Below are 24962 nucleotides of genomic sequence, written 5' to 3'. Positions count from 1 at the left end.
GGCCACGGATCCACCCGGGAGCACCGGCCTGGACATCGAGCGCATCTGGTGTCCGTCGCGGCCTCGTGATCAGCCCGAGCGGCGCGTCCGGCGGTTACCGGCCGCGGCCGCGGAAATTGTCCAGGACGTTGGCGATCAGCCGGGAGACGGGGTTGCGGTACCGGTTGTGGGACAGGCTGCCCAGGAACGCGATCGAACCGGCCGAGAACACCGCGCCGCCGGAAGTGTGTTCCACGAGGACCAGATCGGAGCGGACGGCGGGGTTGCCCGGGCCGCTGAGCCCGGGCCGGATCTCCATCACGTCCTCCACTGCCTGGTGGTAGTTCTCGTCGTGCGGCTGGGAGGTCGCCAGCACCACCGTGTGCGGCGGGCTGCCCAGCGCCGGGTCGCAGCGGTCGAGTTCGTCGCCGCTCGCGCCGTTCATCACCAGGCCGAAATCGCCGAGCACGTCCTCGGCGATGCCGTCGAACACCCATGCCCAGCGCGGATCCCGGGAGGCCGGGGTGCGCAGGTAGCCGCGGCCGCGCTCGCTCCAGCCGTGCGCCGCCATGCCGACTCCGGTCAGCGCGTTGGGGGAGCGGCCGCGGTGCCGCCACAGGCCGCCGGGCTCGCCGGTGCTCGCGTGGTGCCCTTCGCCCGGCGCGGTTTCCCAGCTGCGGACCCCGCTGGAGCGGCGCACCTCGATGATCTCCGGCCGCGCCGGACGGGACGAAGTCACCCAGTAGAACCCGTTGCCGCCCAAGTACATCAAGCACCGGCCGGCCCGGACGTGCCCGTGCAGCGCGTCGAGCGTCGCCGAGCTGTGGTACTCGGGGTGCGACCCGGTGAGCACCACCTGGTAGCCCTCGATCGCGGCCGCGCCCTCGGCGTGCAGGTCGTGGTCGGTGAGAACGTCGAATTCGACGCCGGCGTGTTCGAGCCAGTCGGCGAGATAGAGGTCGGCTCCGAAGTGCCGCGGCGCGTCGTAATGCCAGTGCCGGTAGTCCGGACGCAGCGTGAGGATGGGCCGCAGCGCTGTCGAATGACAGATGCCGGAGCCGTCGAGGTGGCGGTCGTAGAGGCTTTTGCCGAAGCCGGGATGCTCGCGCAGCGCGACGTCCAGCGGGTGGGTCATGACCGCTGGGTCGCCCGTCTGTTCGTTGGCGTAGGCGAGGTAGGTGAACGTCGGCAGCAGAAAGGCGACGTCCGCCGGTTTGCCCGTGGCGCGGACCGCGAAGGGGATGTGGTCGGTGTGCCCGCCGGAGCGCAGCCGGACCGCGTAGATCCCGCTGCGGAGGTCTGAGGGCAGGCGCAGGAGCGCACCGGCCGCCCAGCCCGCGTCGGCCAGGTCGTCACCATGGAAGTGCACGGCGCCGTACTGCTCCGGCGCCGTCCGCCAGTCGAGCGTCTGCCCGGTCCAGCCAGGTCCGGTCATCGCTCGGGCGGGTGCGTTCACCAGCCACCCGTGTTTTTCCCGGCCGGACACATCGATCGCCCGGTCGCCGGTCATCTCCCGCTCGAAGGCCCAGCTCGCCAGGGTCAGCCCGGTGCCGTCCCGGACCTCGGGACGTTCGAGTTTCCCGTGATAACAGCCGATCGGGCGGGGCAGCGCCGCCACCGCGGCGGCGACCGCGCCGGACGCGCCGGCGAGGCTCAGCCCGGGCCCGACCGCGCGACCCGGTTCCTCGTCCCCGGGCACCGGGTCGAGCGGGACGGCCGTGAGCTCGGCGCTGTCCTGGTTCGCGGTGGCGGTGAGCCGGTACCAGCGGCGCTTGAGCAGCGGCCGGCCGAGCCGGGCCGCTGTCGCGCCGTCGCCCGTGCGCAGGTGCGGATGACCGGTTTCGTCCAGGGCGAGGGAAAGCACTGCGGAACCGTCCGCTGTGGTCAGGCTGAGCAGACCCTGCGGGGTGCCCGCGGCGGGCAGGGCAGGCCAGGCGAGCACCGAAAGCCGGACGGCGGCGGTCCCGGCCGGCACGACCTCTTCGGCGCGCAGGAACGATCCCGGGTGGATCGGTTGCTCGCCGCCGGCCGCGGTGACCGGCGGGACAGCGCGGATCTCTTCGCTGCGGAAGCCCGGGCCCGCCGGGGAGGCGTCGCCGTGGATCAGCCGGACGAGGTCCGCGGTGACCGGGCCGGCCGAGGTGAACCGGCACGCGACCTCGTCGCCGGGCTTGAACGAGAACCGGTCGAGATACCCGAAGACGCTCATGCCGGCACCGGGCGCGGGGCCCATCGCGAGGCCGCCAGCGCGAGAACGCCGAGGCAGGCGATGGCGAGCGGGACCGTCGCCGGTCGCGACGCCCCGGCGAGCCAGCCGATCGCCAGCGGGTGGGTCACGCTGCCCGCCATCTCCGCCACCAGCAGCATCGCGTTCGCCTGCCGGACGGTCGTGACCAGCGTCGCCAGCCACGCGATCACGGTCGGGAAGACCGCCGCGAGCGCGAACCCGGCCACGGCATAGGCATACGGGGCCGCGGCGGGCACAGCCGCGACGGCGGTCGCGGCTGTGGCGGCGAGCAGGCACCAGCCCACGATCCGCCGCGGTCCGCGCGCGAACAGCGGGACGACGAACCGGCCGGCGGTGATCCCCAGCCAGTACAGCGAAACCCACTGCGCGGCGGCCGCGGGGGTCAGCCCGGTCCAGGTCAGGTGCGTCGCGGCCCAGGCCCCGATGCCGGTCTCCAGCCCGGCGTAGCAGAACGCGAGCGCCAGGAACGGGGCCAGCACCGCGAACGCCGGTTTCCCTTCGCGGGCACCAGGTTCGCCGGCCGGGCCGTCGGCGCACCGGTACGCAGGGAAGGACAGCAGAGCGAGCGCGCCGACGCCGAGGAACACTGCGGGCACGTCCGGGCCTGGGATGAGCCCGACCACGAAGGGGCCTGCGACGGCGCCGATCCCGAACGTCGCGTTGACCAGGTTGAGCATAAGTACCGCGCGGTGCCGGGATCCGCGTGCGAACGCGGTGTTCACGTGCAGCACCGCGCCGCCGTAGCCGCAGCCCGCCACCGTGATCGAGATCAGCAGGACCGGCCACGAGGGAGCGAACCCGGCGCCCGCGCAGCCCGCGGCGAACAAGCCGATCACGACAGCGAGTTCGCGGCGGGGTGCGACAGACCGTTTGCGCACGCCGCAGCCGACGATCGCCAGCAGTGCGCCGGCGTTGTAGACACTGACGAGCAGCCCGCCCGAATCGCCGGTGCGGGCGAACCGCTCGGTGACGGCGGGCAGCGCGGCGCCGAGACCCGCTGTCGCCGCGCCGAGGGCCAGAAACAGCGGGAACGCGGCCGCGCTGCCCAGCCGGACGCCCGGCAGCTCCCGAACTCCGGTCACTGCCACGAAACCACGCCGACCGAGGCGAGATCGGGCACGGTGTGTTCGGTGTCCAGTTCGGCCGTGCCGAGGGTGCCCGCCACTCCGACGACACGGATTCCGCCCGCCCGTGCCGCCGCGATCCCGGCCGGCGCGTCCTCGAACACGACGCAGTCCCGCGGCCGGGCTCCGAGCCGGGCGGCGGCGGCGAGATACCCCTCGGGATCCGGCTTGCTCTTGGCGACGTCGTCGGCGGTGACGAGCACGCCGGGCACGGGCAGTTCCGCGACGCGGAGCCGGGCCCGCGCGACCCCGTCGTTGCCCGAGGTCACCACCGCCCACGCGGCAGGCGGCAGCGCTTCGAGCGCCGCGCGGGCGCCCGGCCGGGCGGTGATGCCGTCGACGTCGTCGACTTCCCGTGCCTCCATGAGCCGCGCCTCCCGCTCCGCGTCGAGGGCCGGTGCGACGAGCCGGACCAGGTCGAGATTGCCGCGCCCGTGCGACAGTTCCACGACCTGGTCCGGTTCGAGGCCCCTCCCGGCCGCCCATTCCCGAAGCTGCCGGACGATTGTCGGCATCGAGTCCACGAGCACACCGTCGAGATCGAACAGCACGGCGCGACAGGACAGGACGACGCGGTCCGGCAGGGTCAGGCTGATGGGCATGGTCGCTCCTGATTGTGCGGGAAAGCGGTCAGCGGGCGAAGAACTCCCGCACACCGTCGCAGACGAGGCTGACCTGGTCGGCGGTCATCGACGGGAACAGCGGCAGGCACAGCGTGGTGCCGGCGAGGTCCTCGGCCACCGGGAAGTCCCCTCGCCGGTGCCCGAGGAACGCGAACGCCTCCTGCAGGTGGATCGGGTGCGGATAGCGGACGACGGCGTCTACGCCCGCTTCCCGCAGATGCGCGAGCAGTTCGTCCCTTCGCTCGGTGCGCAGCTGGAACAGGTGGTAGACATGCTCGCCGGTGCCCGCACCGTCCTGAAAGGACACCGGCAGCCCGGCGAGCCGCTCGCGGTACTCGGCCGCGACCGCCACCCGCCGCGCGGTCCACTCGTCCAGCTGCGGGAGCTTGTGCCCGAGCACGAGTGCCTGCAGCGTGTCCAGCCGCGAGTTGAACCCGACCACGCGGTGCTCGTTCTGCTTGTCCTGCCCGAAGTGGCGCAGCCGCCGCAGCACCGCGGCGAGGCGGTCGGCGTCGGCTCCGCCGAGCGAGATCGCCCCGGCGTCGCCCGCCGCCGCGAGATTCTTCGACGGCGCGAAGCTCCAGCATCCCGCGTCGCTCGTCGTTCCCACTCGCACTCCGCCGGAATACGCGCCGATCGCCTGTGCGCAGTCCTCCAGCACGAGCAGGTCGTGCCGCTTCGCCAGTGCGTGCACGGCCGCCATGTCGACGGACTGCCCGAACAGGTGGACCACGAGGACGGCCCGGGTGCGGTCCGTGATCGCCGCTTCGGCCTGTTCGAGGTCGATGAGGTAGTCGCCGGGACCGCAGTCGGCGAGCACCGGCGTCGCGCCGACGCGCACCACCGCTTGTGCGCTCGCGTGGAAAGTGTTGGCCACGGTGATCACCTCGTCTCCGGGGCCGATTCCGAGGGCGTGCAGCGCGAGGATCAGCGCGTCGGTCCCGGAGTTGACGCCGACCGCGTCCCGCGCGCCGAGGTAGCTCGCGAACGCGTGCTCGAAGCGGTCGACCGCCGCGCCGAGCACGTAGTCGCCGCGCAGCAGCGTTTCGCGGATCGACGGCAGCAGTTCGTCGTCCAGCCCGGGGAGCTGGCCGGGATAGTCGTAGCGGCCGACCCGGTATTCGGCCACGTCAGTCCCGCCCCTCGTGCTCGGCCGCGACGCGTCCGTCGCCGCGCCCGAAATCGTCGGACAGCCGGATGACGTCGTCGAGTTCCGGGGTTGAAACCTCGACCAGGGTGAGGTCGGTGGCCGCCTCGATCCGGTGCACGGCGAGCGGCCGCACGTGCACGATGTCGCCGGGGGCCAACGCGCGGGCGGCGAGGTCTTCGCCCGCGCGGTCGGCGTAGCGGAGGACGCCTTCGCCGCGCACGATGAGGTTCGCCTCCTCCTTCTGCTCGTGGTATTGCAAGCTGGTGCGTTCGCCGGCTTTGAGGTGGATGACTTTGAAGCCGAACGGCGCGTCCTCCGAGACCAGCCACCGCTCCTCGCCCCAGCCCTTGCGCACGACCTTCGCTTCGTTCAGCGAGGTGATCGTGAGGCCGCCGGTGGCCAGGCCCGGGCCGCTCGCGCCGGCCGCCGGGAAGATCTCGTGCAGGTAATCGCTGGAGACAGTCATGCCGTGCGGACGCTTTCTGCGAGGACGGGCGCGACGCTCGCGCCGGTGTGGACGAGGTAGTGCAGCTGGGCCGCGTAGACCGCCGCGCGCAGCCGGGCATCGAGGTCGATCCCGGGGGCCTGGGCGGCGATCCGGTCTTTGAGTTCGCGGAACTCGCCGGTGGCGAACACGTAGTGCCCGGCGATGACCGCGCGCTCGTGGTCGGAGGTCGTGGTGCCGGGTTTCAGCCACTTCCGCCACGCGCCCGAATCGTGGGCGATCCGCAGGAATTCGTCGCGTTCGGCGGCGAGGCCCAGTTCGTCCAGCAACTCAAGCAGCGCCCGGGTCTCCACGACGCCGAACTCCGGCGCGACGTTCACCGCCGCCACCCCGCGCTGCATGAGCCGCCGCAGCGACTCCGCGGGGAGGTAGTCGGCGTTGTGCGCCTTGAGCGAGCTGCCGACGTCCGCGCACACGCGGGCCAGTTGCGCGACCGCGAACCCCACCGCGGACGGAGCGGTGAGCAGCGCGCCGGTGTTCTCGGTCTCCAGCACCTTCGTCCCGGTCTGGGCGACGACGAACTCGGGAGCGGGCAGCCGGTCGGCGGCGAGCCGGGAGCACACTTCGGTGACCTGGTCGCGGAACTCGGCCGGGTCGTTCGTGTCGACGCCCTGGCCCTCGAAGCCGATCTCGAACCGCACCTCGCGGCCGAGTTCCCGGGCTGTCTCGTGGCACTCGCCGTACAGCTGCACCAGCCGGGCGATCGCCCGTTCGAGCGCGGCGGAGCCGTCGAGATCGAGGCAGGTGTCGATGTGCAGCAGATCGAATCCGGCTTCGATGTCCGCGCGGAAGGAGGCGAGGCTGGCGGCCATCGCCTGCTCCTCGGAGTAGTTGCCGGCCCGCTCGGCCGGGTGCTGCCAGGGCCCGCCGTGGTCGCGGCAGAGCAGCAGCAGGCCGTCCTTGTCCTGGTCGCGGACGTAGCCGGCGAACTCGTCGGTGGTCCAGCGCTCGACGTACCCGCCGCCGAGCGCGGCGGATTCGACCTGACGGCGGCTGGGGATGAGCATGATCCGGGTGTCGTGGTCCCGCGCGAGCTCGACGGTGGCGTCCACGGCGTTCTTCGACATCGGCCCGACACCGAGCGTCGGCATCCGGGGTGGTCCGTTTCTGGTCATCTGGCCTTCTCCTCTGCTCCGAACCAGCTGATGGCCTGAAGTGTTCGCTGGTCGCGAGCGCACCGGCGGGCTTGCGACGAGAGGGTTGGGAGACGTCCGAGACGCTCCTCCCGGGCGAACGGCTGGCCGGATCGGTCACGACCAGTTATGTTCGCCCGATGAACAAAGTAGTGGTTCAGACCACGTCGGCATACCCCCAACCGAGCGAGGGCGCCGCGGCGAGGCTGCTGGACCTTGTCCACCGGACCGGCGGCCTGACCAGGGCCGAGGCGACCGCCCGGCTGGATCTGCCGCGCAGCACCGCAGGCGAGGCGGTCGCGGAACTCGTCGAACTGGGGCTGATCGAGCTGGGCCCGGCCGCGCGTCAGGCCGCCGGCGGCGGAGCCGTGCGCGGGCGGCCGTCCCCGCTCTTGCGCCCGGACCCGGCGGGCCCGGTCGTCGTCGTGGGCAGACTGGATTCCAGCGAGGCCGAACTGTCGGTCGCCGGACTGGGCGGCACGGCCGGGCCCCGGCGGCGGATCCCGCTGCCGTCGCCGGGAAGCGACCCGCGACGGGCGCTCTCGGCGCTGGCCGCCCGGATGCGCCAGGCGGTCGAGGAGAGCGGCCGTCCGTGCGCGGGCGCGGCGGTCGGGCTGGCCGGCATGGTCAGGGCGACCGACGGGCTGGTTCATTCGGCCCTGCACCTGAACTGGACCGCGGTCCCGGCCGCGGAGATCCTCGCCGCCGAGCTGCCGGAGATCCCGCGGGTCGACGTCGGCAAGGACGCCTCCTTCGCCGCGCTCGCCGAACACCGCCGGGGAGCCGGCCGCGGTGCGCGCACCCTGCTGATGCTGGCCTGCGAGCACATCGGCATCGGCGGAGCCGTGCTGCAGCAGGGGGTTTCGTTCACCGGGGCCGGAAACGCGGTCGAGGCGGGGCATGTCGTGGTCGACCCGGCCGGCCCGCGGTGTCCGTGCGGCATGCGCGGCTGCCTGGAAGTCTCGGCGGACGGCCGCGCCCTGCTGGGCCGGACGCCCGCCGACCCGGGAGACCCGGCCGAGGTCAAGGAGCTGTTCCGCCGGGCGGCGGCGGGCGAGCCGGGGGCGGCCGAGCGGATCGGTGCGGCGGCCCGGTGCCTCGGCCGGGCACTCGCGAGCCTGGCGAACCTGTTCGACCCGGACCGGATGGTGCTGAGCGGGGTGCTGGGGGAGTACCTCCGGGTCGCCCCGGGCCGGATTCACGAGGAACTGGCGGCCTCGGTCGTGGCGCGCGCACAAGATCCGGCCGTGGTGGCGGGAACCGTCGCCGGCCCGGTCCTCAGCGGGGCGGTGGAGCATGCGTTCGGCCCGTTGCTCGCCTGCCCGCGCTTGCTGGCGGAACCGGCCTAGGCGGCACTGACGGTTCGGAGAAGACTGAGCTGTCCTCGCGTGTGCCGTGAAGCGGGAGTCCGCACTCGACGGTGCGCCGTGGCGACGATCGAGCTGGCGAGCACGCTTGCAGAGCGAAGCGCAGGCCAGGCCGTCGTGCCCAAGAGATCCTGCATCGCGCATCGTCGCGACGGTCCCGATGCGTCGTGGCCGGGCGTGCCGGCCAGGACCCTTCGCAGCGGCGGCACCGGAGACGTCGGCTGCCCTGCCGGCCCGGCCATCTCGCACATCACCGGCGAAGATCTGCCCGCGAGACACCGCGGCCAACTGGCCCGGTCAGCGGAGCGGCGGCCGCCGGGGCAACTGTCAGCCGCCTCGCGCGTCTCCTGAACAGTGATCAACAATAGCTGGCAACCTGACTTAGGAGGCATCATGGCTACCGGCCGCGTCATCGGCGTTGCTGGCATCAGCGCACTCGCACTCGTGCTGGCGGGCTGTGCCGGGGGCGGGAACCAGGCGGGAGCCGGGAGCGCCAGCAGTGCGGCCGGCGGGGCGGCGAAGTCGGCACCGCACGACCCGTCTCCCGCCTCGGCGAAGACCTCCGGGCCCTCCCGCAGCGCGGCGGCCCCGGCGGAGCAGCCCGCGGACGCGTCCTTGCCCGCGGCGGAGAAGCTCGTGCGCAGCAAGGGCTACACCCCCAATTCCGACACCTCCTGGCCGCGGCCGAAGGACCTCAACGTCATCGTGGCGCTCAAGTCCGACGCGCAGACTTCGTCCAGCCAGATGGCCTTCTTCTTCCACGACGGCCGGTTCCTGGGCACCGACACCGCCACGCCCAGCGCCAACATGAGCAAGAAAGCACAGGACAGCACCACGATCACCCTCTCCTACCAGCTGTACCAGGCGAATGACCCCAACGCGGAGAACACCGGCGGGGCGGCGGACGTGCGCTACCACTGGACCGGGTCCAAGCTGGAGCCGCTGGACCCGATTCCGACCGACGACCCCAGCGCCGACCACAGCCGCCGGTAGCCCTTCTTCGTCGCCGGGCCTGATGCCCTGCCGTCGGACACCTATCCAGCTCGTCCGGCGTCCCTCGCGCATGCGGGAGCGGGTTTCGTCGGCCTGACTGGGCAATTCCGGTGCGACGGGGCTTCGTGCGGGCATGGCCGGGCGTGCCCGCGGCTGTTCCCATGCGCTGGATCTGTCGCTTGTGGACACCGAGGCCGATGTCCGGCGGCAGCGGCGTCTCGGCGCGGACCGTGAACCACGCCGGTGCCTCGCTCGCACGGCCGACTCGGGTTCGCACCCGCAGGAGGCGGTCCGGAGCGGTACCGGGCACGATCGGTGCATGAGCGCTATCCCGTGGACCGGCAGGCGGGGCCCGCTCGTGGCCGAGATCGCGGTGCTGATCGTCCTTGGTGCCCGTCGACGCCGTGCTGTTCGCGCGTTCCGGTCCGGCGACCGGGTGGCTAGCGACGGTCGCCGCCGAGTTCGCGCCCGGTCTCGGTCCGGTCGTGGCCGTGCTGCGGCGACGGTTCCCCGGGCACGTCGCGGCGGTTGCGACAGCGGTGTCGCGGTTATCGCTGGTCAGCACCGCGCTTGTCGCCGCGCTCGGGCAATGGCTGCCGCCCCAGCCGAGCGGAGCGGAGGCGCTCGCGATCGCGCTGGTTGTCGGCTCGGCGTGCCACCGTTTGCGGCCGCGACCCGCCTTCGCGCAGGCAGTGCTGGGCGGAGTCGCGACGGTGCTCGGCTCGCCCACAGCGTTGTTCGCCGCGGCCGCCGCCGTCGCGTGGGGTGCGGCGCTGGCTGTCGGGCTGCTGCTGCGTGACGCCGACGCCCGCGCCGGTGCCGCGGCTGCCCGCCGAACGGTTGCGGCTCGCGCGTGAGCTGCACGACCTGGTCGAGCACCAGATCACCGGGATCGTCGTGCGGGCGCAGGCCGCGCACCGCGTCGCCCAGCGCCAGGGCGGCGATCGGGCGAGGCTGATTGCCGTCGAATCAGGTCATGGATAGGTGAAGCTGTCCCAGCTGGATCGAATTTCATCGATTTCGCGAAGCTGCTTGGAAGAATGAACCGGCGGATTCTTGGTTCGAGCCCGCGCGGCGGGCCAAGCCCAAGTCGGCGACCTGGACTTCGCCTTGCCTGCAAGCGGGGGCGATTTAGTAGTGAATCGCGGTCAGGGGCTGACTGGTGCCTCATGGGTGCGACGATCGAGCTAAAGCCGCGAGAGTTCAACTTCATTGCCGCCGGGAATTTTCTTTCCCGCGCTGATAGGCATGGCGAAGCGCGTCCGGCGGGTCGCGCGTGTTGTGGCGCTGCCCCGTATCGCGGTGGCCGGATGTCACTGACCTGCGGTTATCGCAAGTCCGCAGGAGCAACACCGGCCGGCGTCCTCGAAAGCATGGCTTTGCTCAAGTTCTGCTCCGGAAAACTGGCATGAACGCGCGGTCCGAGTTTGCGCAGGCGGCCGTCTCGCCGAGCAGGGCCGCGGCGCCCAGCGCGCCGAGGTTTATCGACGGTCTCCGAGGACTTCGCGGGCTTCACGAGACGGCCTCGGCGAGCAGGGACTGGTTGCGTTCGCGGATGCCGGGCGGAAGACGGTCCAGGAGGTTGGCGACGGTCACCGACCGCAGAGACGCGCGCCAGGCCTGGTCGGCCTCGTTCATCACCGCGTAGATGGCGCACGGTTCGCGACACTGGCGCGTGGTCAGGGCGCCGGCGCCGCGCTGCCGGATTTCCTGGCAGACGAAGGGCGCGGCCGATCCTTCGATGGCCTCGACGACGTCCAGCACTGTGATCGCGGCGACCGGCCGGGCCAGCCGGTAGCCGCCTTTGGGGCCGGTGACCGCATGCAGGAGCCCCGCTCGGGCCATGGCCTGCAGATGCTTGGCCAGGACGGTTTCGGGCAGGCCGTAGTGTCCTGCCAGGGTGTCGCGGCGGACGCTGGCGGACGCGGGCGCCAGGCCCAGCAGCGTGACGCAGTGCAGGCCCCACTCCACTCCTTGCGAAAGCTTCATGACCCGAGTATAGCTATTCCGGTCATTAAATGTCTGTAATAACTGGGGTGAAGGTGCGCGGATTGCACGTCCGCCGGTGGGGTGCCGGCGGCCAGGTGGCGGTGTTGGTGCACGGCATGAGTGCCGACTCGGGCAGTTGGTCGCGCCTGGGGCCGGAGCTGGCCGGGCGCGGTTACGAGGTGCTGGCGGTCGACCTGCCCGGTCACGGCCGGAGCCCGCGATGGCCCGGCTACACGTTCGAGGAGATGGCCGACGCGCTGGTGGCCGCGGTGCCGCCGGGCCCGGAGCTGATCGTCGGCCACTCCCTTGGCGGGCGGTTGGTCTCGATGGCCGTGGACCGGATTCGTCCCGCCAAGGTGATCTACGAGGACCCGGCCTGGTCCGCGGGGACCGAAGAGGTCGCCAGAGCGTTCGAGGCTCGCCGGAACGCGACAGCCGAACAGCTGCGGGCGGCCTCTCCCCGCTGGCCGGAGGCAGCCCGCCAGGCCACACTCGCCGCGCTGGGGCGATGGGACCCGGCGACGGCCGGCCTGGTCCGCCGTCAGCTCGCACACTGGCCCGCCGTCGCGTCCGGGACGAGCGCGCTGGTCGTGCTGGCCGACCCGAGCCCGGTAGTCCCGCCGCAGGCCGCCGCTCGGCTGGCCGGCGACGGGTTCGTCGTCCGCACCGTGCCCGGGGCCGGGCACGTGATCCACCATGACGATTTCGACGGGTTCGTCTCGGCTGCCGGGCGATGCTGGTGACCGCGACGACGACCCTGGGCCCGGCGGTCCGGCTGCGTGGGCCGACGCTGGTGGTGCTGTTGTCGGCGTGGTTTCTGGCCCAGTTCGACTTGTTCGTCGTCAACGTCGCCGTGCCCTCGCTCGCGCACGGTCTGCACGCTGACGCCGGCGCGCTGGAGCTGATTGTCGGCGGCTACGCCTTCACCTACGCGGCAGGGATGATCACCGGCGGCCGATGGGGCGACCGGTTCGGTCATCGGCCGGTGTTCGTCGCCGGCGTGGCGGGATTCGCGCTGACCTCGCTGCTGTGCGGGCTGGCGGCCAGCCCGGACCAGCTCATCGCCGCCCGGCTGGCCCAGGGCCTGGCCGGTGCCGTGATGGTGCCGCAGGTGCTCGCCGTCATCACCGTCAGCTGTCGCGGCGGCGCGCGGACTCGTGCGCTCGGCTGGTACGGCGTGGCGGGCGGCCTCGGCTCGATCGCCGGGCAGGTCCTTGGCGGCTTGCTGCTGCACGCCGATCTTCTCGGCCTCGGCTGGCGGGTGATCTTCCTGGTGAACGTCCCGGTCGGCGTGGCGGTCGTCCTGCTGGCGCACCGGCTGCTGCCCCGCACCGGCCCCGGCGGACCCGGCCGCCAAGACCCGGTCGGCGCCATCGGCCTGGCCGCGACACTCGCGCTGGTGATGGTGCCGCTGACTCTTGGCCACAGCCAGGGCTGGCCGCCCTGGACCTGGGCTTGCCTCGGGTTGAGCATCCCCGCCGGGTGGGGGACGGCGGCGTGGCTGCGTCGCCTGCACGCTCGCGGCGGCACACCGGTGATCGAACCGGCGTTGCTGCGCCGCTCGTCCTACCGGGCCGGGCTGGGGACCGTCACGGCATTCATGGCCTACTTCGCGTCGTTTCTGTTCACCCTCACCCTGTTTCTGCAGGAGGGTCTGCGGTTGGACGCGGTCACCGCCGGGTTGGTGTTCGCTCCCATGGGCGCGCTGTTCTCCGTGAGTTCCGTCCTCAGTTCTCGTTTGGTCGCCCGGCACGGAGCCCGCGCCGTCGCCGTCGGGGCCGTCCTGACCGGACTCGGACTGGCCAGCTTCGTCCTGTGCTTGCACACCACCGGTATCGCGACGGCACTGGGCTGGGTCATCGCCTCGCTCGCCCTCGTCGGGATCGGCAACGGCCTGACACTCCCGCGACTCATCGGCCTGGGTCTGGTCGATGTCGAGCACGAACACGCCGGGATCGGCGCGGCCGTGCTCACCACCGCCCAGCAGTTCGCGGCCGCAGCGGGGGTCGCGGCGCTCGGCAGCGTCTTCTTCGCCGTCGTCCCGCACGACGGCACGGTCCGCGCCATGCAGTGGATCGCATTGGCAGACCTGGGCCTCATCGCACTGGTGTTCCTGCTTCTTGTCCGCACTTCGCGGCGCTAACCGCACTCAACCTGGAGATCACATGTCCATGCGCACCACCAACTTGGGAACCACGGGTCCGGTCGTCTCGCGACTGGGGCTCGGCTGTATGAGCATGGCCGGCAGCTACGGATCCGCCGACCCGGACGAGGCACGGGCCACCCTCGCGGCCGCTCTCGACGGCGGCATCACTCTCTTCGACACCGGCGACTTCTACGGCGACGGCGCCAACGAGGAACTACTCGGCTCGGCCCTCGCCTCCCGTCGCGACAAGGCCGTCCTGGCCACCAAAACCGGCGTGCGCCGAACCGCCGACGGGCTGGTGGCAGACGGCCGCCCCGACTACCTGCGCCAGGCCTGCGACGCCTCGCTGCGCCGGCTGCGAACCGACCACATCGACCTGTACTACCTCGCCAGAATCGACCCCCAGGTACCGATCGAGGATTCGGTCGGTGCGCTCGCCGGACTGGTCGAGGCGGGCAAGGTGCGCCGTATCGGGTTGTCGGAAGTCTCGGCAGCCACTCTGCGCCGTGCCCACGCGGTGCACCCGATCACCGTGCTGCAAACGGAATACTCGCTGTGGGAACGCCACGTCGAAGACGATGTCCTGCCCGCCCTCCGCGAACTGTCGATCAGCCTGGTCGCCTACAGCCCGCTCGGCCGGGGCCTGCTCACCGGCGCGGTTCGCGCCGGCACGCGCTTCGCGTCCGGAGATTTCCGTGCCACCGCCCCGCGCTATACCGGAGCCAACCTGACCGCGAATCTCGGCACCGTCGAGGCCGTCAGCGCGATCGCCGCCGACCTCGGCGCCACGCCCGCTCAGCTCGCCCTCGCCTGGCTTCTCGCCCGAGGAACCGACATCGTTCCCATCCCCGGCAGCTCCCGCCGTACCCACCTGCATGACAACCTCGCCGCCATCGACCTCCGCCTGACCCCCGACGACCTGGCCCGCATCGACGCCGCCCTTCCCCCAGCGGGTGCCCGCGGCGACCGCTACGGCACGCACAGCATGACAATGATCGACCAGTGAAATGCTGCCCGACAGGCCGCGCGGCACCGCATGACGAACATCGCGACGTCCTGTGTCGTGCGCCGCCGTCAAACCCCGGTCCTGCGCAGGAGGTGCCGGCGGTTCTGCTCGGCGTCACCGAGGGCGCAGCGTCGTTGCGCGGCCGTCGCCGGGAGCGGGTGGGCACCACGGCCTCGGCAAGCCAGTTGCGACAGCGCCTGGTGGTGGCGGCCGGTCCCGGTGCTCTGGCGCACGATCGAGTGCGGGCAGGTTAGCAACCAGGTCGGATTTGGTTTCACTGTTCGGGAGTGCGCCAGTGCGTCGGCGCAGGCGGTCCAGCCCCGCCGTGGAGGGCGGCGCGCGCATCCGCCTTTCGACCGACTCCACGACGGTGCCGGCTGCCCGAAGCTGCTCTCGGCCTGCCAGGGTGAGGTGGCTGGGCAAGGCTCTGCCGTGCGATGTGCTCGCCGGGCGGGCGACCAGTCCACGCAGCACCAGGTTCATGGACTGACGCGAGACGAACACGGCGCGCGCAAGCTCCGCGTTGGCGCAACAGTTTGCACGAAGGAAGCCAGCTCGCCGAGACGGCACGATGCCGAGGCTTGGCTACTCGCAATGCCGAGCGCGCCACCGCCTATCGATCGCGCACGCGGAGATCAGGAGAATCCGCTGGAACCGGGTGCGCACCAGGGGTCAGCGCAGGTCCAGCTGGGCGAGCGGTGATTTCGCCCCACGCTCCTCGATGACTGTGACGGACGGCTCGACCAATGACAAGTCCGGAGACGGCGCGCGGCCCGTACGGTGGCCGCGCTGCGTGTGCTTCATCGTCAAGGTGGGACCGCTGAGACCAGTAGCTGGGAAGCCTTGCTCACCGCGCGAGTTCTCCCGCGGTGGTCTGTCCAGCGGTTGGAGGTGTGTCGGTCCGCACCGTCTTGAGAGCCGTGCGACGGCGTGAACGCTCCGGCGGGCGGGTCCGCGTCCTTTTCGCGAGACTGGCTTTCTTCCGCGCCCGGACGTCCTCCCGGCGTGAAGAGTCCCGCCACTTCGTGAACCATGCCCTGTCACGTCAGCGGGCCTTGACCTGCCGTGGACGACACTTGCCGCAGCGCGCACTTCACCGCAGCCGATCTTGGCTCGCTGGCGCTGCGGCAGCACGAGTCAGAACAGCGACCATTCCGCACCCCGGACCGCTGGTGAGGCAACCACATGACCACGGTGCTGCCTGTCGCGGACAGTGAAAGATCCCCTAGGCGGCCAGTTCCCGCCCCGCTCGATCCGCTGACGATGATCGGTTACGTGCGGTCCTCGGCTGGGATCTTCCGCGCCGTCTCGCATCGGGGTCTGTCCATTGAGGACATTATCGGCCAGTCCCGGCACCGCCGAAGCGGCGGCAGAACTCTCCGGCATCATGCGGCGGTTCGGTTTTTCCGTTCACTCCTGGGCAGGAAGTGCCGTCGCTGCCCGGAGTCGCGTACTTCTCGGACAACCGCAGCGCGCGCCTTCCTTCTTGCCCGGAGAACATGAGTGCCTGCCGAGCCTGCTGATCAGAGGATTCTCCGCGCAGCGGGAAATCGGTGCCGAACTCCGGGCCGACGCGGCAAGTCTGCATTCCCGGCCACTGCTGCGAAACGGACTGACCGCATCGCCGTGTCCGGGCCGCGCCGAACGTATGCGTCATCGCGGCTTCGGCACGCTGTGCGCCCGCGCAGGTCCAGGACCTGCGCCCGGTCGCCGGACGTCGCGCCTCCGGCGCGGGCCGGATTCCAAGGAGCCGCAGTCGGCGAAAATGCCGATAGGGCGACGCGGGCCGGGGTGCGTGTAATCCAGTCCGCTTCGTCCGGCATTCCGGGCGGCACGGAGGCGGTTGGACGGGTGCTCTTGTGCGGACGCTGGCCGCCGGGTACCAGCGTCGCGGAACCGGGGCGCGCCGGGTGGAGTCCGCCGTGAATCGCGGTCTGGGGACCTGCGGATGCGAGTGCTGACGATGGTCGATCGGGCTTTCGGCGGGCAGGGGAGTGCGCCGGTTCCGGAGCCGCGTGACAGTACGGGCCGAGCCGGTCGTCGGCGTGCCGTGGGCAACGGCTCGGGACAGCGTCAAGGTCCGGGCGGGCCGGAAGTCCTGGCCAGACGAAGGACGGTGGTGTGGTCCGGCGGCGTCTCTCAGACTGTCGGGGCGAGGTGAACCATGACAACGAAGGACGAACTCGCCGAAGCGCTGCAAGCCGGGCCGTTCTGCCGCGCCCTGTCCGCGGCCGCGCGCAGCCGCGGACTGAGTCTTCGCCAGTTGCAGTACCGGCTCGGTGCCAAGGGCGTCTCGCTCAGCGTCATGACGCTGAGCTACTGGCAGAGCGGGCGGAGCCTGCCGGAAAAGCCTGAATCGCTCCGGGCGGTAGGGCTGCTGGAGGACATACTCGCGCTGCACCCGGGATGCCTGCTTCGGTTGCTCGGTCCTGGCCGGCCGCGGGGCCGTGGCGTCCGTTCGGCGAAACCGGCCGACCGTCTTCACCGCGCATGGGGCTTCCCTGCCTTCCTGCCGTCGCTGCTCGCCCGGCTTCCCGGCGGCGTGGAAGATCCTGTTCGCAAAGTCGATCTGAGCGAGTCGTTGCACGTGACAGCGGACCGGTGCGTCCAGCGAATCGAGGTCCGGGAACTGGTCGAAGCGAGGCGCGACGAGACGCGCACGATGATTGTCGCGGCCCGGAGCCGGCCGGGCGCCCCGCCCCCGCTGATCTCGCGTGGCGATCAGTGCCGGCCGGGCACCGTCCTCACCCTCCTGGAAGAGGGCTTTTCCCTGACCGAACTGGTGCTGGCCAAGACGCTCGGGCGCGGTGAACGGCTCGCCATTTCCTATGTGCAGGAATACCCCCGGCCTGCCTTCGCCGACCGCCATCACCGCCGGATCGCCGAATCAGTCGCCCGTTACCGAGCCCGCTTCGTTTTCGCGTCCGGCGCGGAACCGCTCGCGTGCCGGACGTGGCGCTCCCGCACTCCCGAGGGAGCGACGACCGGCTGGATCGACGTGCGGCCCGACCTCCGGCGCACCGTCCGCCTGGCGCGGCGCAACGCGACTCCTGGAGTCCACGGCCTGCACTGGACCTGGGAATAGCTTATCTCTGTTTACGGAAGCTCTCCCGGAGGGGTTTCCCGGCCGATTGCGACCGGTTAGATTCCAGTCGCATTGTTCTCGCAGCGCGAATCCGATCCAGAGGAAGGCAGGCGGATGAGGAAAAGCAGTGCAGGAAGAGTCCTGGCCGCGGGCGTGATCGCCGGCGCCATGACCTGTCTCGCCGCATCGCCCGCGGTGTCCGCGAGCCGGGTCCCCAGCTACCAGACCTGGCTGACCGACGTGCACACGGCGATGCAGGGCGGCGCAGCGTACCTCGACGGCAGGATCGCGCAGGGCGGCGAGAAGCTGGCTGTGGTCACGGATATCGACAACACGGCCCTCGAAACCTATTACCGCCCTGGCGAACCGACCGCCGACGTGCTCTCTTTCATCAAGCACGCAAAAGAAAAAGGTGTCGCCGTGCTGGTGGCGAGCTACCGCAGCAGCGCCTCGGACGCCAAAGAAGCACTGGTCGACGCCGGCTACCCGGTGGACCGGGTCTGCGTCCGGAAAAGCTCGGAGAAGCACGCCACCGATACCAAGCAGCGCTGCCGCAAGGACTACGCCGCAGCCGGATACACCATCATCGCCAACGTCGGGAACCGCCCCGGCGATTTTACCGGAGGCAATTACGAGAAGGGCTTCAAGCTCCCCGACTACAACGAGCAGCTCTCATAGCGCTCGTCTGACTGGCGGCGGCGAAACCGCGCGGCGGAGTATAAATCGTGCAAAGATCACTCTTTTTCCGGGAAATATGCTCGTCGGCTCCCGGTCCGTGGCGTGAGCGCGAGACAATGCTTCCGGAATCTTGCGGGCTGGTTTCGCGACGGTGGCCTCCTGAGCTGAGAAGGCCGGGTTCCAGCGCCTCTGGTCTTCGTCCTCCCGCGACTCGTGGTTTCTTCGCCCGGGCAGACGCCGTCCAGCGAAGGAATCGTTGAATAGGCCCAGCAACGACGAGCGCTGCTGGCTTGCTCGGAATGCTTCGGCGAAGCACGATGCTTTGTCCGGATCTGTCAAAAGTCCACCTGATTGAGGTAAACCGTAACTAATTCCTTTTCTGGACGGCTCGACGCATCGCGGGCCGGGCCCAAGCGATCGTCACCTGCGGTCATGGCGACACGGTCACAGCTGGTGCCCAGTGCACCGAGGTCGAGGTTCAGATCGGCCGCGGAATGCCCGCAGTGGTCGCAAAAGCTCCGTCAGCCGGTGTTCGATCGGCCGCAAGGCGAGGCCGGGCCGTTCCTGCTGCTCGCCGGTCAGCCCGCCTGGCTCGGCGCGGTGCCTGATGTTCCATCAGCTTTCATCAGATCGCGCTCCGCCGGTTCCGCATACGGCCCGATATGTGTGGGCAGCGCGGCGGCCGCGTCGCGAATCGCAGTCGCCAGGAGGTGCTCGGCTTCGGGTGCCCTTCTCAATCCCTCGTCCGGCAGGTCGGGCAGTGTCGTGGCGCTCAAAGCACGCATTGGCGAACTGCGGGCAAGTGTCCATGCTGGCCACGACGATCCGCGCGTCCACGGTGAGCGATGTCGTCGAGGTTTCCGGTGCGCGGTCCGCGCTGCGGATGGCTGTTCGAGCCCGGTCGCTCCCCACCGGGCAAGCCGGAATGCGGCCCGACTGCGCGGCACCGCGCCGCCAGCTGAGCGACAAGGAGTACGTGTTGCCAGGCAACAGAAGGCCGCAGTCACCGGCGAACATCCGAAAACCCGGCACCGCAGTGCGGTAAGCGTGGAGCGCGAGTCGCCGAGCGTGGGAATCAACCGGCGAAGCTCCCATTCGCCAGGGATTCCAGCGGCTCAGTCGCCGCCAATCCCGACCGGAACACCCGAGCGGCCTGGTGATTAGGCCACGAGGCGTAGTCGCCGGGCGGCGGCACTCGGTTCGGCCGAGGATGGACGGATGACGACGCGAGGAGGATCTCGCCGGGCTGGAATGATCGGGCTGCTGACCGGAGCATGGTTCGCGGCCTGCATGACGGTGCTGTCGGCGACGGTGTCGTTGCCGCAAGCCCCTTTCTGGGGCGCGACGCTGATCGGCATCGGAGCGGGCGCGGCGTTCGGCGCGCTGGCGGGACCGGCGTTCGCCCGGGCGGAGCGCGGGATGTGGCGGGCCGCCGGAGAGGAGCTGAACTGGCAGCAGTTCCGCGGCGCCGCGCGCGCCAGCCGCTCCGGGCGAGGGCCGGACGACCCCCGGCTGCGCGAAGCGGCCATTCGGCTGGGGGTCTACCGGCTGGCGCAGCACCGCCGCCAGCGCAAGAGCGCGCTGATCTCCTGCTGGTCGGCTGCCGGGTTCAGCGTGCTCGCTGCGGTCCTCGGCAATGGGCTCGCGGTGCTCAGCGCGGTCTGGTTCACCGGGCTCGCAATCATGTTCCTGCATGAGCGCACCAGGCTGGGCAAGGCCCTGCTGCGCCTGCGAGCGGCACCGAACGAGTGAAGGAGGACAACGTGAAATCCCGGACGTACTGGCTGTTCGCGCCCCCAGCACTCTTCTTGGTGCTGCTGCTCGGATTCACCGTCTTTTTCGGCGAGCCTTGGGACCAGGCCGCACTCGGCAGTCTCACCGCAGCGATCGCGGTGCTCGTGATCTCCTTCGCGGCCGAGACGCTCACGCGTCGATCCCGCCGGAAGGGCTGACCGAACAGCTCCGGATTGCGGGGCCGCCGATCAGTCCCGGGTCGCTGGGACAGCCGAATCTCCAGCCCGCCCCGCGGGTTCAGGACACGACCCGACGTCCGCCAGCCGGTTCGCTTGCCCGTTCGCGCGGCCGCACAGCCGCAGGATTCGGCCGGTTGGCACGAAGACCGGCTGAATCTCAAGGAAGGTGGGATGGCCGCTGCGGCACATTCGCCAATCAGTCCAGGCTCGAGTCCGCACAATTCGATGGACCCGGCAGGCCGTTGTCGCCGTCGGCCGTGACTTGTTTGCCCGGCAGCACCTTTCCGACGCCACGTCCGAGGTGCTCTGGCGACGAAGACCAAGCTCTCGGCGACTCCGCAGCAGCAGCCCCGTCCGAAGACCGAGGCCGCAGCCTGCGCGCCGGTCGCGATCCGCAACCCGATCTCCATGGTCCGCCGACTGCCCACAGCCCGGTGCATCAGGAGAGAAGCCGCTACCCCAGCCTAACCGCCGCAATGCCACAGTGGATCTTCGTCGGCGTTGTAGGGTCCAGCAATTTCAACGGCCGTGCGGACATCCAGAACGTTCCTGACGGGAAGCAGACGAAGATACGATCCGCACACCAGGAGACCAGGCACCCTTGCCCGGCACTGCTCGTCTCTGGCGGACCGATGGCCGAAGCCCATGTCGGGTCTCGTATCGCCGAATCCGTAGCGGGTGGGGCCGGATTCGCGCAGGCGTGCGGCGAGGAGGGTGAAGTCGCTGGAAACGATGCAGAAAGCCGTCGAAGCGGCCCGAGCAGAACGGGTCCATCGCGTCGATGACCGTCGCGGCGTCGGTGGCGTTTTTCCCGGTGGTGTAAGCGAACTGCTGGATCGACTGGGCGAGCAGGTGATCCTTCCAGCCTTTGAAGTTGGTGCCCGTAGGCGCGTTTGACATCTGCGGTGCCGTACTTGGCGACTTCGGCGAGCAGCCCTGCGACGTTCGAGGGGCGTGCGTTGTCCGCGTCGATCAGCACCGCGAGCCTGACCGCGTTCTCGCCGCGCCGCCGGGCCGAGCGGCCCTCCTCGCCCTGGTCCCATGGCCACGCCTTGGCCTGGCAGCAGCAAGAGAAAGGGCGCTCATCATGGCCTCGTCGTGCCGGCGGCAAGGGGACTTTCGGGCTGGGGCGGACCTGCTTCTTCGCGTATGGTGCGCCGTCCGTGTGGCCCTCGATCGTCCTCAATGCCAGCGGTGGGGCGCGCCGAGGGCGGCCGTGTGATTTGTTCGGGGAACCGGGCATCGGCTGAGGGGGCCGTGGGCATGATGGCCGAACCAGGGGAGCGGAAGGACCGGTCTGCGGAGGTCAGGTTCGCCATTGCTTCTGCGTTGCGATCGAGGAGCGTGACGAGGTGGTCGCTGCTCGGTTCCGGTGCCTCAGCCACGATGCGGTCCCGTTCGTCGTGCCCGTCCTGCGGAGTGAACTGCTTGACCAGCTCCCGGCGCATGATCTTCCCGGTCGACGTCGCGGGAAGCAGGTCGACCGGGAAGCGAACCAGGCGCGGGCGTTTGCCGGCGGCGAGGCGTTCACTGGCATAGGCGGGCAACTCCTCCTCCGTCGCCCCGGACCTCGTCGCCGACCGGGCCCGCCGCCGTCGCGACGGCCGGGTGCGCGGCCAGCACCCGCTCGATCTCGGCCGGGCAGACATGGTAACCGCCGGTGACGAGCATGTCCTTGCGCCGATCGACCACGAACACGTGCCCGGTTCCGTCCGTCGTGGCGATGTCGCCGGTGTGCGACCAGCCGTCCGGCTCGATCGCCTCCGCCGTCGCCTCGGCGTTGCCGTGGTAGCCGAGCATCACCCGGTGGACCGCGCACCATCAGCTCGCCCGGCTTCCCCGCGGGCGCGTCGTGTCCCACGTCGGCGATGCGGACGTTCAGCCCGGGGAGGGCCACGCCGATGGAGCCTGGCACCGGTTGCGCGTGGAGGGTGTGGGGGTGCCCCGCAGCTCGATCAGCGGGGCACCGGAGCGCGTTTGCCGGCGCTCGATGGTGGACAGCGGGATCGTCTGACCGCCGACGGTGCAGCGGGTCAGCGAGGACAGGTCGGCCTCGTCCAGTTCGGGGCGGACAGGCAGCATCGGGTACATCGCCGGGATGCCTTCGGCCATCGTCGCGTGGTGCTCGGTGAGGAGCCGGAGGGCCTCGGCCGCGGCGAAGCGTTCCATCAGCACGACCGTGCCGCCGGCCAGGGAGGTCCCGTTGAGGGCGACGTCGCCCTAGACTAGGGGAGCGGGCAGCGCGGTGACCACGATGTCCCGTTCGTCGCGGCCGTGCATCGTCGAGGTCAGCGCGCGGCTGAGCAGAACCGCCTGATGGTTCTGGACCGCGCCCTTCGGGTGGCCAGTCGTGCCCGAGGTGTAGCCGATCGTGCAGGGCGCGGTCGGATCGGCGGTGAAGGCGGGCGGTTCGCCCTCGGCCGCGAGAAGCTCGTCGAATCCGAGCGCGCCGTCCGCGCCTCGGCCGAAGGCGACTACGGCCCGCGGGGCCGGTAGATCGCGGCTCAGCTCGGCGACCCGCGGTGCTGGTGAACACGGCGGCTGCTCCGCAGACCCGCAGCTCGAACGCCAGTTCTGCCATGGTGAGCATGACGTTCGCCGGGCCGACGACTGCGCCGGCCCGGAGAGCTCCGCGGTAGGCGGCGATCCATTCCCGCCGGTTCTGGGAGTGCAGCGATACCGGCTGCCCGGGACGGACGCCGCGTGCGAGAAGGCCGGCGAGAGCGTCGAGTTCCGCGAAGCTCAGCGTCTTCGCCGGGTGATCAACGCGGCCTTGCCGCCGAATCGCGCGGCCGCGGCTCGCGGGATGTCACCTGGACCGTTCACGGGACCTCCTCGTCTCGGAGACGACCGGAGACCTGACCCGCGCGTCCGGCGGCACACCCGAACGGGTGGGCCGCTACAGCGTGCGCCCGCCTACCGTGAGCGGCGGATCGGTTCGTCTTGTCCCAGCCGGACATCCGCGCCGGAGACTTTTGTCCGCCTGCTCCATCGGCCGGCCGGGCACTGAGCGGCACTGTGACGAGGGCGACACACCATCAGTTCAAGGAGGAACGAATGGGCGAGGTTCTGGCAGAGGGCTACAACGTCTTCGATACGACGAAATCGCCGAGCGGGACGGTGAAATACCTGTCGTCGCCTGCCGAAGTGATCTCCCTGATCCAGTCCGGCAAGCTCAAGGACCACATCCTGCTCGTCCGCGGCGGCACGACGACCTTCCTCGCCCCCGCGCTGAGCATGGGTGCGATCGGCGTGATCACGATGTCGGGTGCGCCGGAGTCGCACCTGGGCATCCTCTCCCGGGAATTCCAGACGCCGTGCGTGATGACCGCGCACCTCACCGCCAGCGAGTCGCGGTACGTCGTCGGCAACACCGACGAGGCGCACTTCGAGGAGATCGCGAAGGAGCTCGACGGCCGCAAGGTCCGGCTGGACTGCAGCGACCACGAGACCGGCCGGATCATCGCCGACTGATCGCCATCGAAACCACTTCGCTTTCCTCGAAGGAGTCCATGCATGACGACCACTGAAGGCAGCAAGGCGACGTACAAGAAGCGCTACGAAGACGCCGACGACGGCCTCCGATTCCAGGAGCTGACCTACACCGGCAACTTCGTCGGCATGGAACCGGTCACCGACGGCATCCTCGGCGACAAGATGATGCGCGCCCGTGCCAAGAGCGGCGTGCTGGAGCGGGTGTCCAAAGAGGACGTCCTGCGCGCCGAGTTCACGATCGACGAGCTGAACGACCTCAACAACTACCTGGCCTGGAACATCTGGGACGTCCTGGTCATGCGCGCCACCGAAGGCGTCTCGGGGATGATTCCGCGTCAGGAGTACGAAATCCTGGCGTTCATGCACGAGTTCTACCGCTGGCCGGAACTCCTGCGGATGACCACCGACGAGGTCGGCGCGCAGGGGGTCATGGACATCGGAGCCACCGCCCGCCGCGAGATCGGCACGAAGGTCAACGCGGTGCACGACTGGGCCATCGGCGCGGTCGGTTTCGGAATGGGCCGCTGCGGCCTGCTCGCGCTGGAGGCGATCAAGCCCGACGAGTACATCGGCGAGTCCAACGAGATCCTCAAGTTCATGCAGCGCGTGCTGTGGGGCAAGCGGCAGGACGGCTACATCCTCAACTCGCAGGACCGCTACCGCTGCCGCATCCACGAAGCGGATTTCCTGGAGCAGATCACCTCGCAGAGCGAGCCGCTGGAAGCGGGCAGCCCGGCCCACTCGGCGTTCACGCAGTTCAACGCCGCGGCCGAACTGCTGTCCTTCCTGGACCACTACGACTGCCGGCTCGGGCTCGGCGACACCGGGCCCTACGAGCTGCCGGACGGCCGGTTGCTGATCCTGCGGGACCTGTTCGTCAACGAAGAGGTCTTCCACTGGAGCGACGTGTGCGAGGACGAGAAGCTCCCGCACTGCTACACCCTCGCCCTCACCATCGACCCGGAGAAGATGGGGCTCAACGAGATCCGGGTCAACGACATCTCGACGACGTTCACCCGGCCGAAGAACTACATCGAAGCCATCGTCGGGGGCGCGGTGTTCGCCCGCGAGAAGTGGAACACCCCGATGGGCGAGGTCTACCCGATCAAGATCGCCGACCTCGGCGACCACCTGACCCGGGTGCAGAACGCGACCCTGAAGCTGTACGCGAAGACGTCGAAGATGTGCCGTCGCGACCTGATCTGGAACGGTCAGTACGTCTACTACGTCGACATGATCCTCCCGCACCTGCGGCTGGCAGGCACCTACGAAAAGGCCTGCCGCGACTACGACCTGTGGGAGGTCGACCAGCGCGTCGCGAACTACTACTACGACATCACCAAGCGCGGCTTCGCCCAGGAGACGGTGCCCAGCAAGATCTTCTCCGGCGCCGGCTACCTGCCGTTCCCGGACGGCGCGGACGTGCGCCGATCGAAGTACCGCTGGCTCTGATCCCTTCCGTATCCGA

The 24962-nt window shown here is 70.3% G+C and carries 24 protein-coding genes and 2 pseudogenes; 15 read left to right on the top strand and 11 right to left on the bottom strand.

Features of this window, described 5'->3' with window-relative positions; genetic code table 11:
* Positions 1–94: 94 nt before the first annotated feature.
* From A4R44_RS38845 to A4R44_RS38820, 6 genes are read right to left on the bottom strand one after another with little or no spacing between them, the layout of a single operon-like run.
* Positions 95–2188: a N,N-dimethylformamidase beta subunit family domain-containing protein gene (locus A4R44_RS38845; RefSeq protein WP_067592804.1), complete on the bottom strand. Its 2094-nt coding sequence runs from the start codon at positions 2186–2188 to the stop codon at positions 95–97.
* Entirely contained in the window at positions 2185–3309 is a 1125-nt protein-coding gene (locus tag A4R44_RS38840) for a sugar MFS transporter (protein WP_067592516.1), read from the bottom strand. The genes A4R44_RS38845 and A4R44_RS38840 overlap by 4 nt, the downstream gene beginning before the upstream one ends.
* Positions 3306–3953: an HAD-IA family hydrolase gene (locus A4R44_RS38835; RefSeq protein WP_067592513.1), complete on the bottom strand. Its 648-nt coding sequence runs from the start codon at positions 3951–3953 to the stop codon at positions 3306–3308. Before A4R44_RS38835 ends, A4R44_RS38840 begins: the two co-directional genes overlap by 4 nt.
* A gap of 28 nt (positions 3954–3981) precedes the next feature.
* Positions 3982–5103 (bottom strand): DegT/DnrJ/EryC1/StrS aminotransferase family protein, encoded by a 1122-nt coding sequence (locus A4R44_RS38830; RefSeq protein ID WP_067592511.1) that lies wholly within the window; start codon positions 5101–5103, stop codon positions 3982–3984.
* 1 nt (position 5104) lies between these two features.
* Positions 5105–5590 carry a cupin domain-containing protein gene (locus A4R44_RS38825; protein ID WP_093575279.1) on the bottom strand — a complete coding sequence of 162 codons (486 nt, stop codon included), beginning with the start codon at positions 5588–5590 and terminating at the stop codon, positions 5105–5107.
* Entirely contained in the window at positions 5587–6744 is a 1158-nt protein-coding gene (locus tag A4R44_RS38820) for a tagatose-6-phosphate kinase (RefSeq protein WP_067592510.1), read from the bottom strand. Before A4R44_RS38820 ends, A4R44_RS38825 begins: the two co-directional genes overlap by 4 nt.
* Positions 6745–6902: 158 nt before the next feature.
* Here A4R44_RS38820 and A4R44_RS38815 point away from each other — a divergent pair, with 158 nt between their 5' ends.
* The 4 genes from A4R44_RS38815 to A4R44_RS51365 all read left to right on the top strand — a co-directional run bounded on the left by A4R44_RS38815 (position 6903) and on the right by A4R44_RS51365 (position 10106).
* Positions 6903–8111 (top strand): ROK family transcriptional regulator, encoded by a 1209-nt coding sequence (locus tag A4R44_RS38815; RefSeq protein ID WP_095213879.1) that lies wholly within the window; start codon positions 6903–6905, stop codon positions 8109–8111.
* Between the two features lie 411 nt (positions 8112–8522).
* The gene (locus A4R44_RS38810) at positions 8523–9122 is read left to right on the top strand and encodes an LppP/LprE family lipoprotein (RefSeq protein WP_067592509.1); all 600 of its coding nucleotides are present in this window, start codon (positions 8523–8525) and stop codon (positions 9120–9122) included.
* Between the two features lie 389 nt (positions 9123–9511).
* Complete coding sequence (locus tag A4R44_RS51370; RefSeq protein ID WP_067592507.1) at positions 9512–9979, top strand: hypothetical protein; 468 nt, start codon at positions 9512–9514, stop codon at positions 9977–9979.
* Positions 9939–10106, top strand: a complete 168-nt coding sequence (locus A4R44_RS51365; protein WP_232791968.1) for a histidine kinase — start codon at positions 9939–9941, stop codon at positions 10104–10106. The genes A4R44_RS51370 and A4R44_RS51365 overlap by 41 nt, the downstream gene beginning before the upstream one ends.
* Positions 10107–10634: 528 nt before the next feature.
* Here A4R44_RS51365 and A4R44_RS38800 read toward each other — a convergent pair.
* Positions 10635–11111 (bottom strand): Rrf2 family transcriptional regulator, encoded by a 477-nt coding sequence (locus tag A4R44_RS38800; protein WP_067592504.1) that lies wholly within the window; start codon positions 11109–11111, stop codon positions 10635–10637.
* Positions 11112–11140: 29 nt separating this feature from the next.
* Here A4R44_RS38800 and A4R44_RS38795 point away from each other — a divergent pair, with 29 nt between their 5' ends.
* From A4R44_RS38795 to A4R44_RS48585, 9 genes are all read left to right on the top strand, one after another.
* Positions 11141–11854: an alpha/beta fold hydrolase gene (locus A4R44_RS38795; protein ID WP_067592501.1), complete on the top strand. Its 714-nt coding sequence runs from the start codon at positions 11141–11143 to the stop codon at positions 11852–11854.
* The gene (locus A4R44_RS38790) at positions 11845–13254 is read left to right on the top strand and encodes an MFS transporter (protein ID WP_067592495.1); all 1410 of its coding nucleotides are present in this window, start codon (positions 11845–11847) and stop codon (positions 13252–13254) included. The genes A4R44_RS38795 and A4R44_RS38790 overlap by 10 nt, the downstream gene beginning before the upstream one ends.
* Positions 13255–13282: 28 nt before the next feature.
* Positions 13283–14263, top strand: coding sequence for an aldo/keto reductase (locus A4R44_RS38785; protein ID WP_338080243.1), 981 nt, complete (start codon positions 13283–13285; stop codon positions 14261–14263).
* A gap of 2164 nt (positions 14264–16427) precedes the next feature.
* A complete protein-coding gene (locus A4R44_RS38775) occupies positions 16428–17348 on the top strand; it encodes a hypothetical protein (RefSeq protein ID WP_067592489.1) in 921 nt (306 codons plus the stop codon).
* A gap of 114 nt (positions 17349–17462) precedes the next feature.
* Positions 17463–18026, top strand: coding sequence for an HAD family acid phosphatase (locus A4R44_RS38770; protein WP_067592481.1), 564 nt, complete (start codon positions 17463–17465; stop codon positions 18024–18026).
* 760 nt (positions 18027–18786) lie between these two features.
* Entirely contained in the window at positions 18787–19071 is a 285-nt protein-coding gene (locus A4R44_RS51360) for a hypothetical protein (protein ID WP_157905111.1), read from the top strand.
* Positions 19072–19244: 173 nt separating this feature from the next.
* On the top strand, positions 19245–19778 hold the full coding sequence (locus A4R44_RS38760; protein ID WP_143132504.1) for a hypothetical protein: 534 nt from the start codon (positions 19245–19247) through the stop codon (positions 19776–19778).
* Between the two features lie 11 nt (positions 19779–19789).
* Positions 19790–19978: a hypothetical protein gene (locus tag A4R44_RS38755; RefSeq protein ID WP_157905110.1), complete on the top strand. Its 189-nt coding sequence runs from the start codon at positions 19790–19792 to the stop codon at positions 19976–19978.
* A gap of 735 nt (positions 19979–20713) precedes the next feature.
* A complete protein-coding gene (locus A4R44_RS48585) occupies positions 20714–20896 on the top strand; it encodes a hypothetical protein (protein WP_157905109.1) in 183 nt (60 codons plus the stop codon).
* Between the two features lie 188 nt (positions 20897–21084).
* On the opposite strand, the gene A4R44_RS49685 is transcribed toward A4R44_RS48585, so the two are convergent.
* The 4 genes and pseudogenes from A4R44_RS49685 to A4R44_RS52850 all read right to left on the bottom strand — a co-directional run.
* Entirely contained in the window at positions 21085–21546 is a 462-nt protein-coding gene (locus tag A4R44_RS49685) for a hypothetical protein (RefSeq protein ID WP_198545625.1), read from the bottom strand.
* Positions 21527–21802 carry an AMP-binding protein gene (locus A4R44_RS49680; protein WP_067592472.1) on the bottom strand — a complete coding sequence of 92 codons (276 nt, stop codon included), beginning with the start codon at positions 21800–21802 and terminating at the stop codon, positions 21527–21529. The genes A4R44_RS49685 and A4R44_RS49680 overlap by 20 nt, the downstream gene beginning before the upstream one ends.
* Positions 21803–21877: 75 nt before the next feature.
* Positions 21878–22507: pseudogene (locus A4R44_RS51355) on the bottom strand (AMP-binding protein).
* 10 nt (positions 22508–22517) lie between these two features.
* A pseudogene (locus tag A4R44_RS52850) lies at positions 22518–22745 on the bottom strand (AMP-binding protein); the annotation flags it as partial.
* 311 nt (positions 22746–23056) lie between these two features.
* Between A4R44_RS52850 and A4R44_RS38740 the strand changes: the two are divergent.
* Positions 23057–23473 (top strand): PEP-utilizing enzyme, encoded by a 417-nt coding sequence (locus tag A4R44_RS38740; protein ID WP_067592468.1) that lies wholly within the window; start codon positions 23057–23059, stop codon positions 23471–23473.
* A gap of 42 nt (positions 23474–23515) precedes the next feature.
* Entirely contained in the window at positions 23516–24946 is a 1431-nt protein-coding gene (locus tag A4R44_RS38735; RefSeq protein WP_067592465.1) for a hypothetical protein, read from the top strand.
* The last annotated feature ends 16 nt before the right edge of the window (positions 24947–24962 follow it).

It is taken from the genome of Amycolatopsis sp. M39, from assembly GCF_001651785.1.
Lineage (GTDB): Bacteria > Actinomycetota > Actinomycetes > Mycobacteriales > Pseudonocardiaceae > Amycolatopsis > Amycolatopsis rubida.
The sequence above is the reverse complement of the archived record's forward strand: the minus strand, read 5'-3'. Positions and strand labels throughout refer to the sequence as shown.

Bases quoted from the DNA above. Each gene is read 5' to 3' on its own strand.
- A4R44_RS38820 (WP_067592510.1), bottom strand. From the start codon at position 6,744: ATGACCAGAAACGGACCACCCCGGATGCCGACGCTCGGTGTCGGGCCG.
- A4R44_RS38800 (WP_067592504.1), bottom strand. From the start codon at position 11,111: ATGAAGCTTTCGCAAGGAGTGGAGTGGGGCCTGCACTGCGTCACGCTG.
- A4R44_RS38790 (WP_067592495.1), top strand. From the start codon at position 11,845: ATGCTGGTGACCGCGACGACGACCCTGGGCCCGGCGGTCCGGCTGCGT.
- A4R44_RS38760 (WP_143132504.1), top strand. From the start codon at position 19,245: ATGACGACGCGAGGAGGATCTCGCCGGGCTGGAATGATCGGGCTGCTG.
- A4R44_RS38785 (WP_338080243.1), top strand. From the start codon at position 13,283: ATGCGCACCACCAACTTGGGAACCACGGGTCCGGTCGTCTCGCGACTG.
- A4R44_RS38795 (WP_067592501.1), top strand. From the start codon at position 11,141: ATGTCTGTAATAACTGGGGTGAAGGTGCGCGGATTGCACGTCCGCCGG.
- A4R44_RS38775 (WP_067592489.1), top strand. From the start codon at position 16,428: ATGACAACGAAGGACGAACTCGCCGAAGCGCTGCAAGCCGGGCCGTTC.
- A4R44_RS38740 (WP_067592468.1), top strand. From the start codon at position 23,057: ATGGGCGAGGTTCTGGCAGAGGGCTACAACGTCTTCGATACGACGAAA.
- A4R44_RS38735 (WP_067592465.1), top strand. From the start codon at position 23,516: ATGACGACCACTGAAGGCAGCAAGGCGACGTACAAGAAGCGCTACGAA.
- A4R44_RS38770 (WP_067592481.1), top strand. From the start codon at position 17,463: ATGAGGAAAAGCAGTGCAGGAAGAGTCCTGGCCGCGGGCGTGATCGCC.
- A4R44_RS38835 (WP_067592513.1), bottom strand. From the start codon at position 3,953: ATGCCCATCAGCCTGACCCTGCCGGACCGCGTCGTCCTGTCCTGTCGC.
- A4R44_RS38810 (WP_067592509.1), top strand. From the start codon at position 8,523: ATGGCTACCGGCCGCGTCATCGGCGTTGCTGGCATCAGCGCACTCGCA.
- A4R44_RS38825 (WP_093575279.1), bottom strand. From the start codon at position 5,590: ATGACTGTCTCCAGCGATTACCTGCACGAGATCTTCCCGGCGGCCGGC.
- A4R44_RS38845 (WP_067592804.1), bottom strand. From the start codon at position 2,188: ATGAGCGTCTTCGGGTATCTCGACCGGTTCTCGTTCAAGCCCGGCGAC.
- A4R44_RS38815 (WP_095213879.1), top strand. From the start codon at position 6,903: ATGAACAAAGTAGTGGTTCAGACCACGTCGGCATACCCCCAACCGAGC.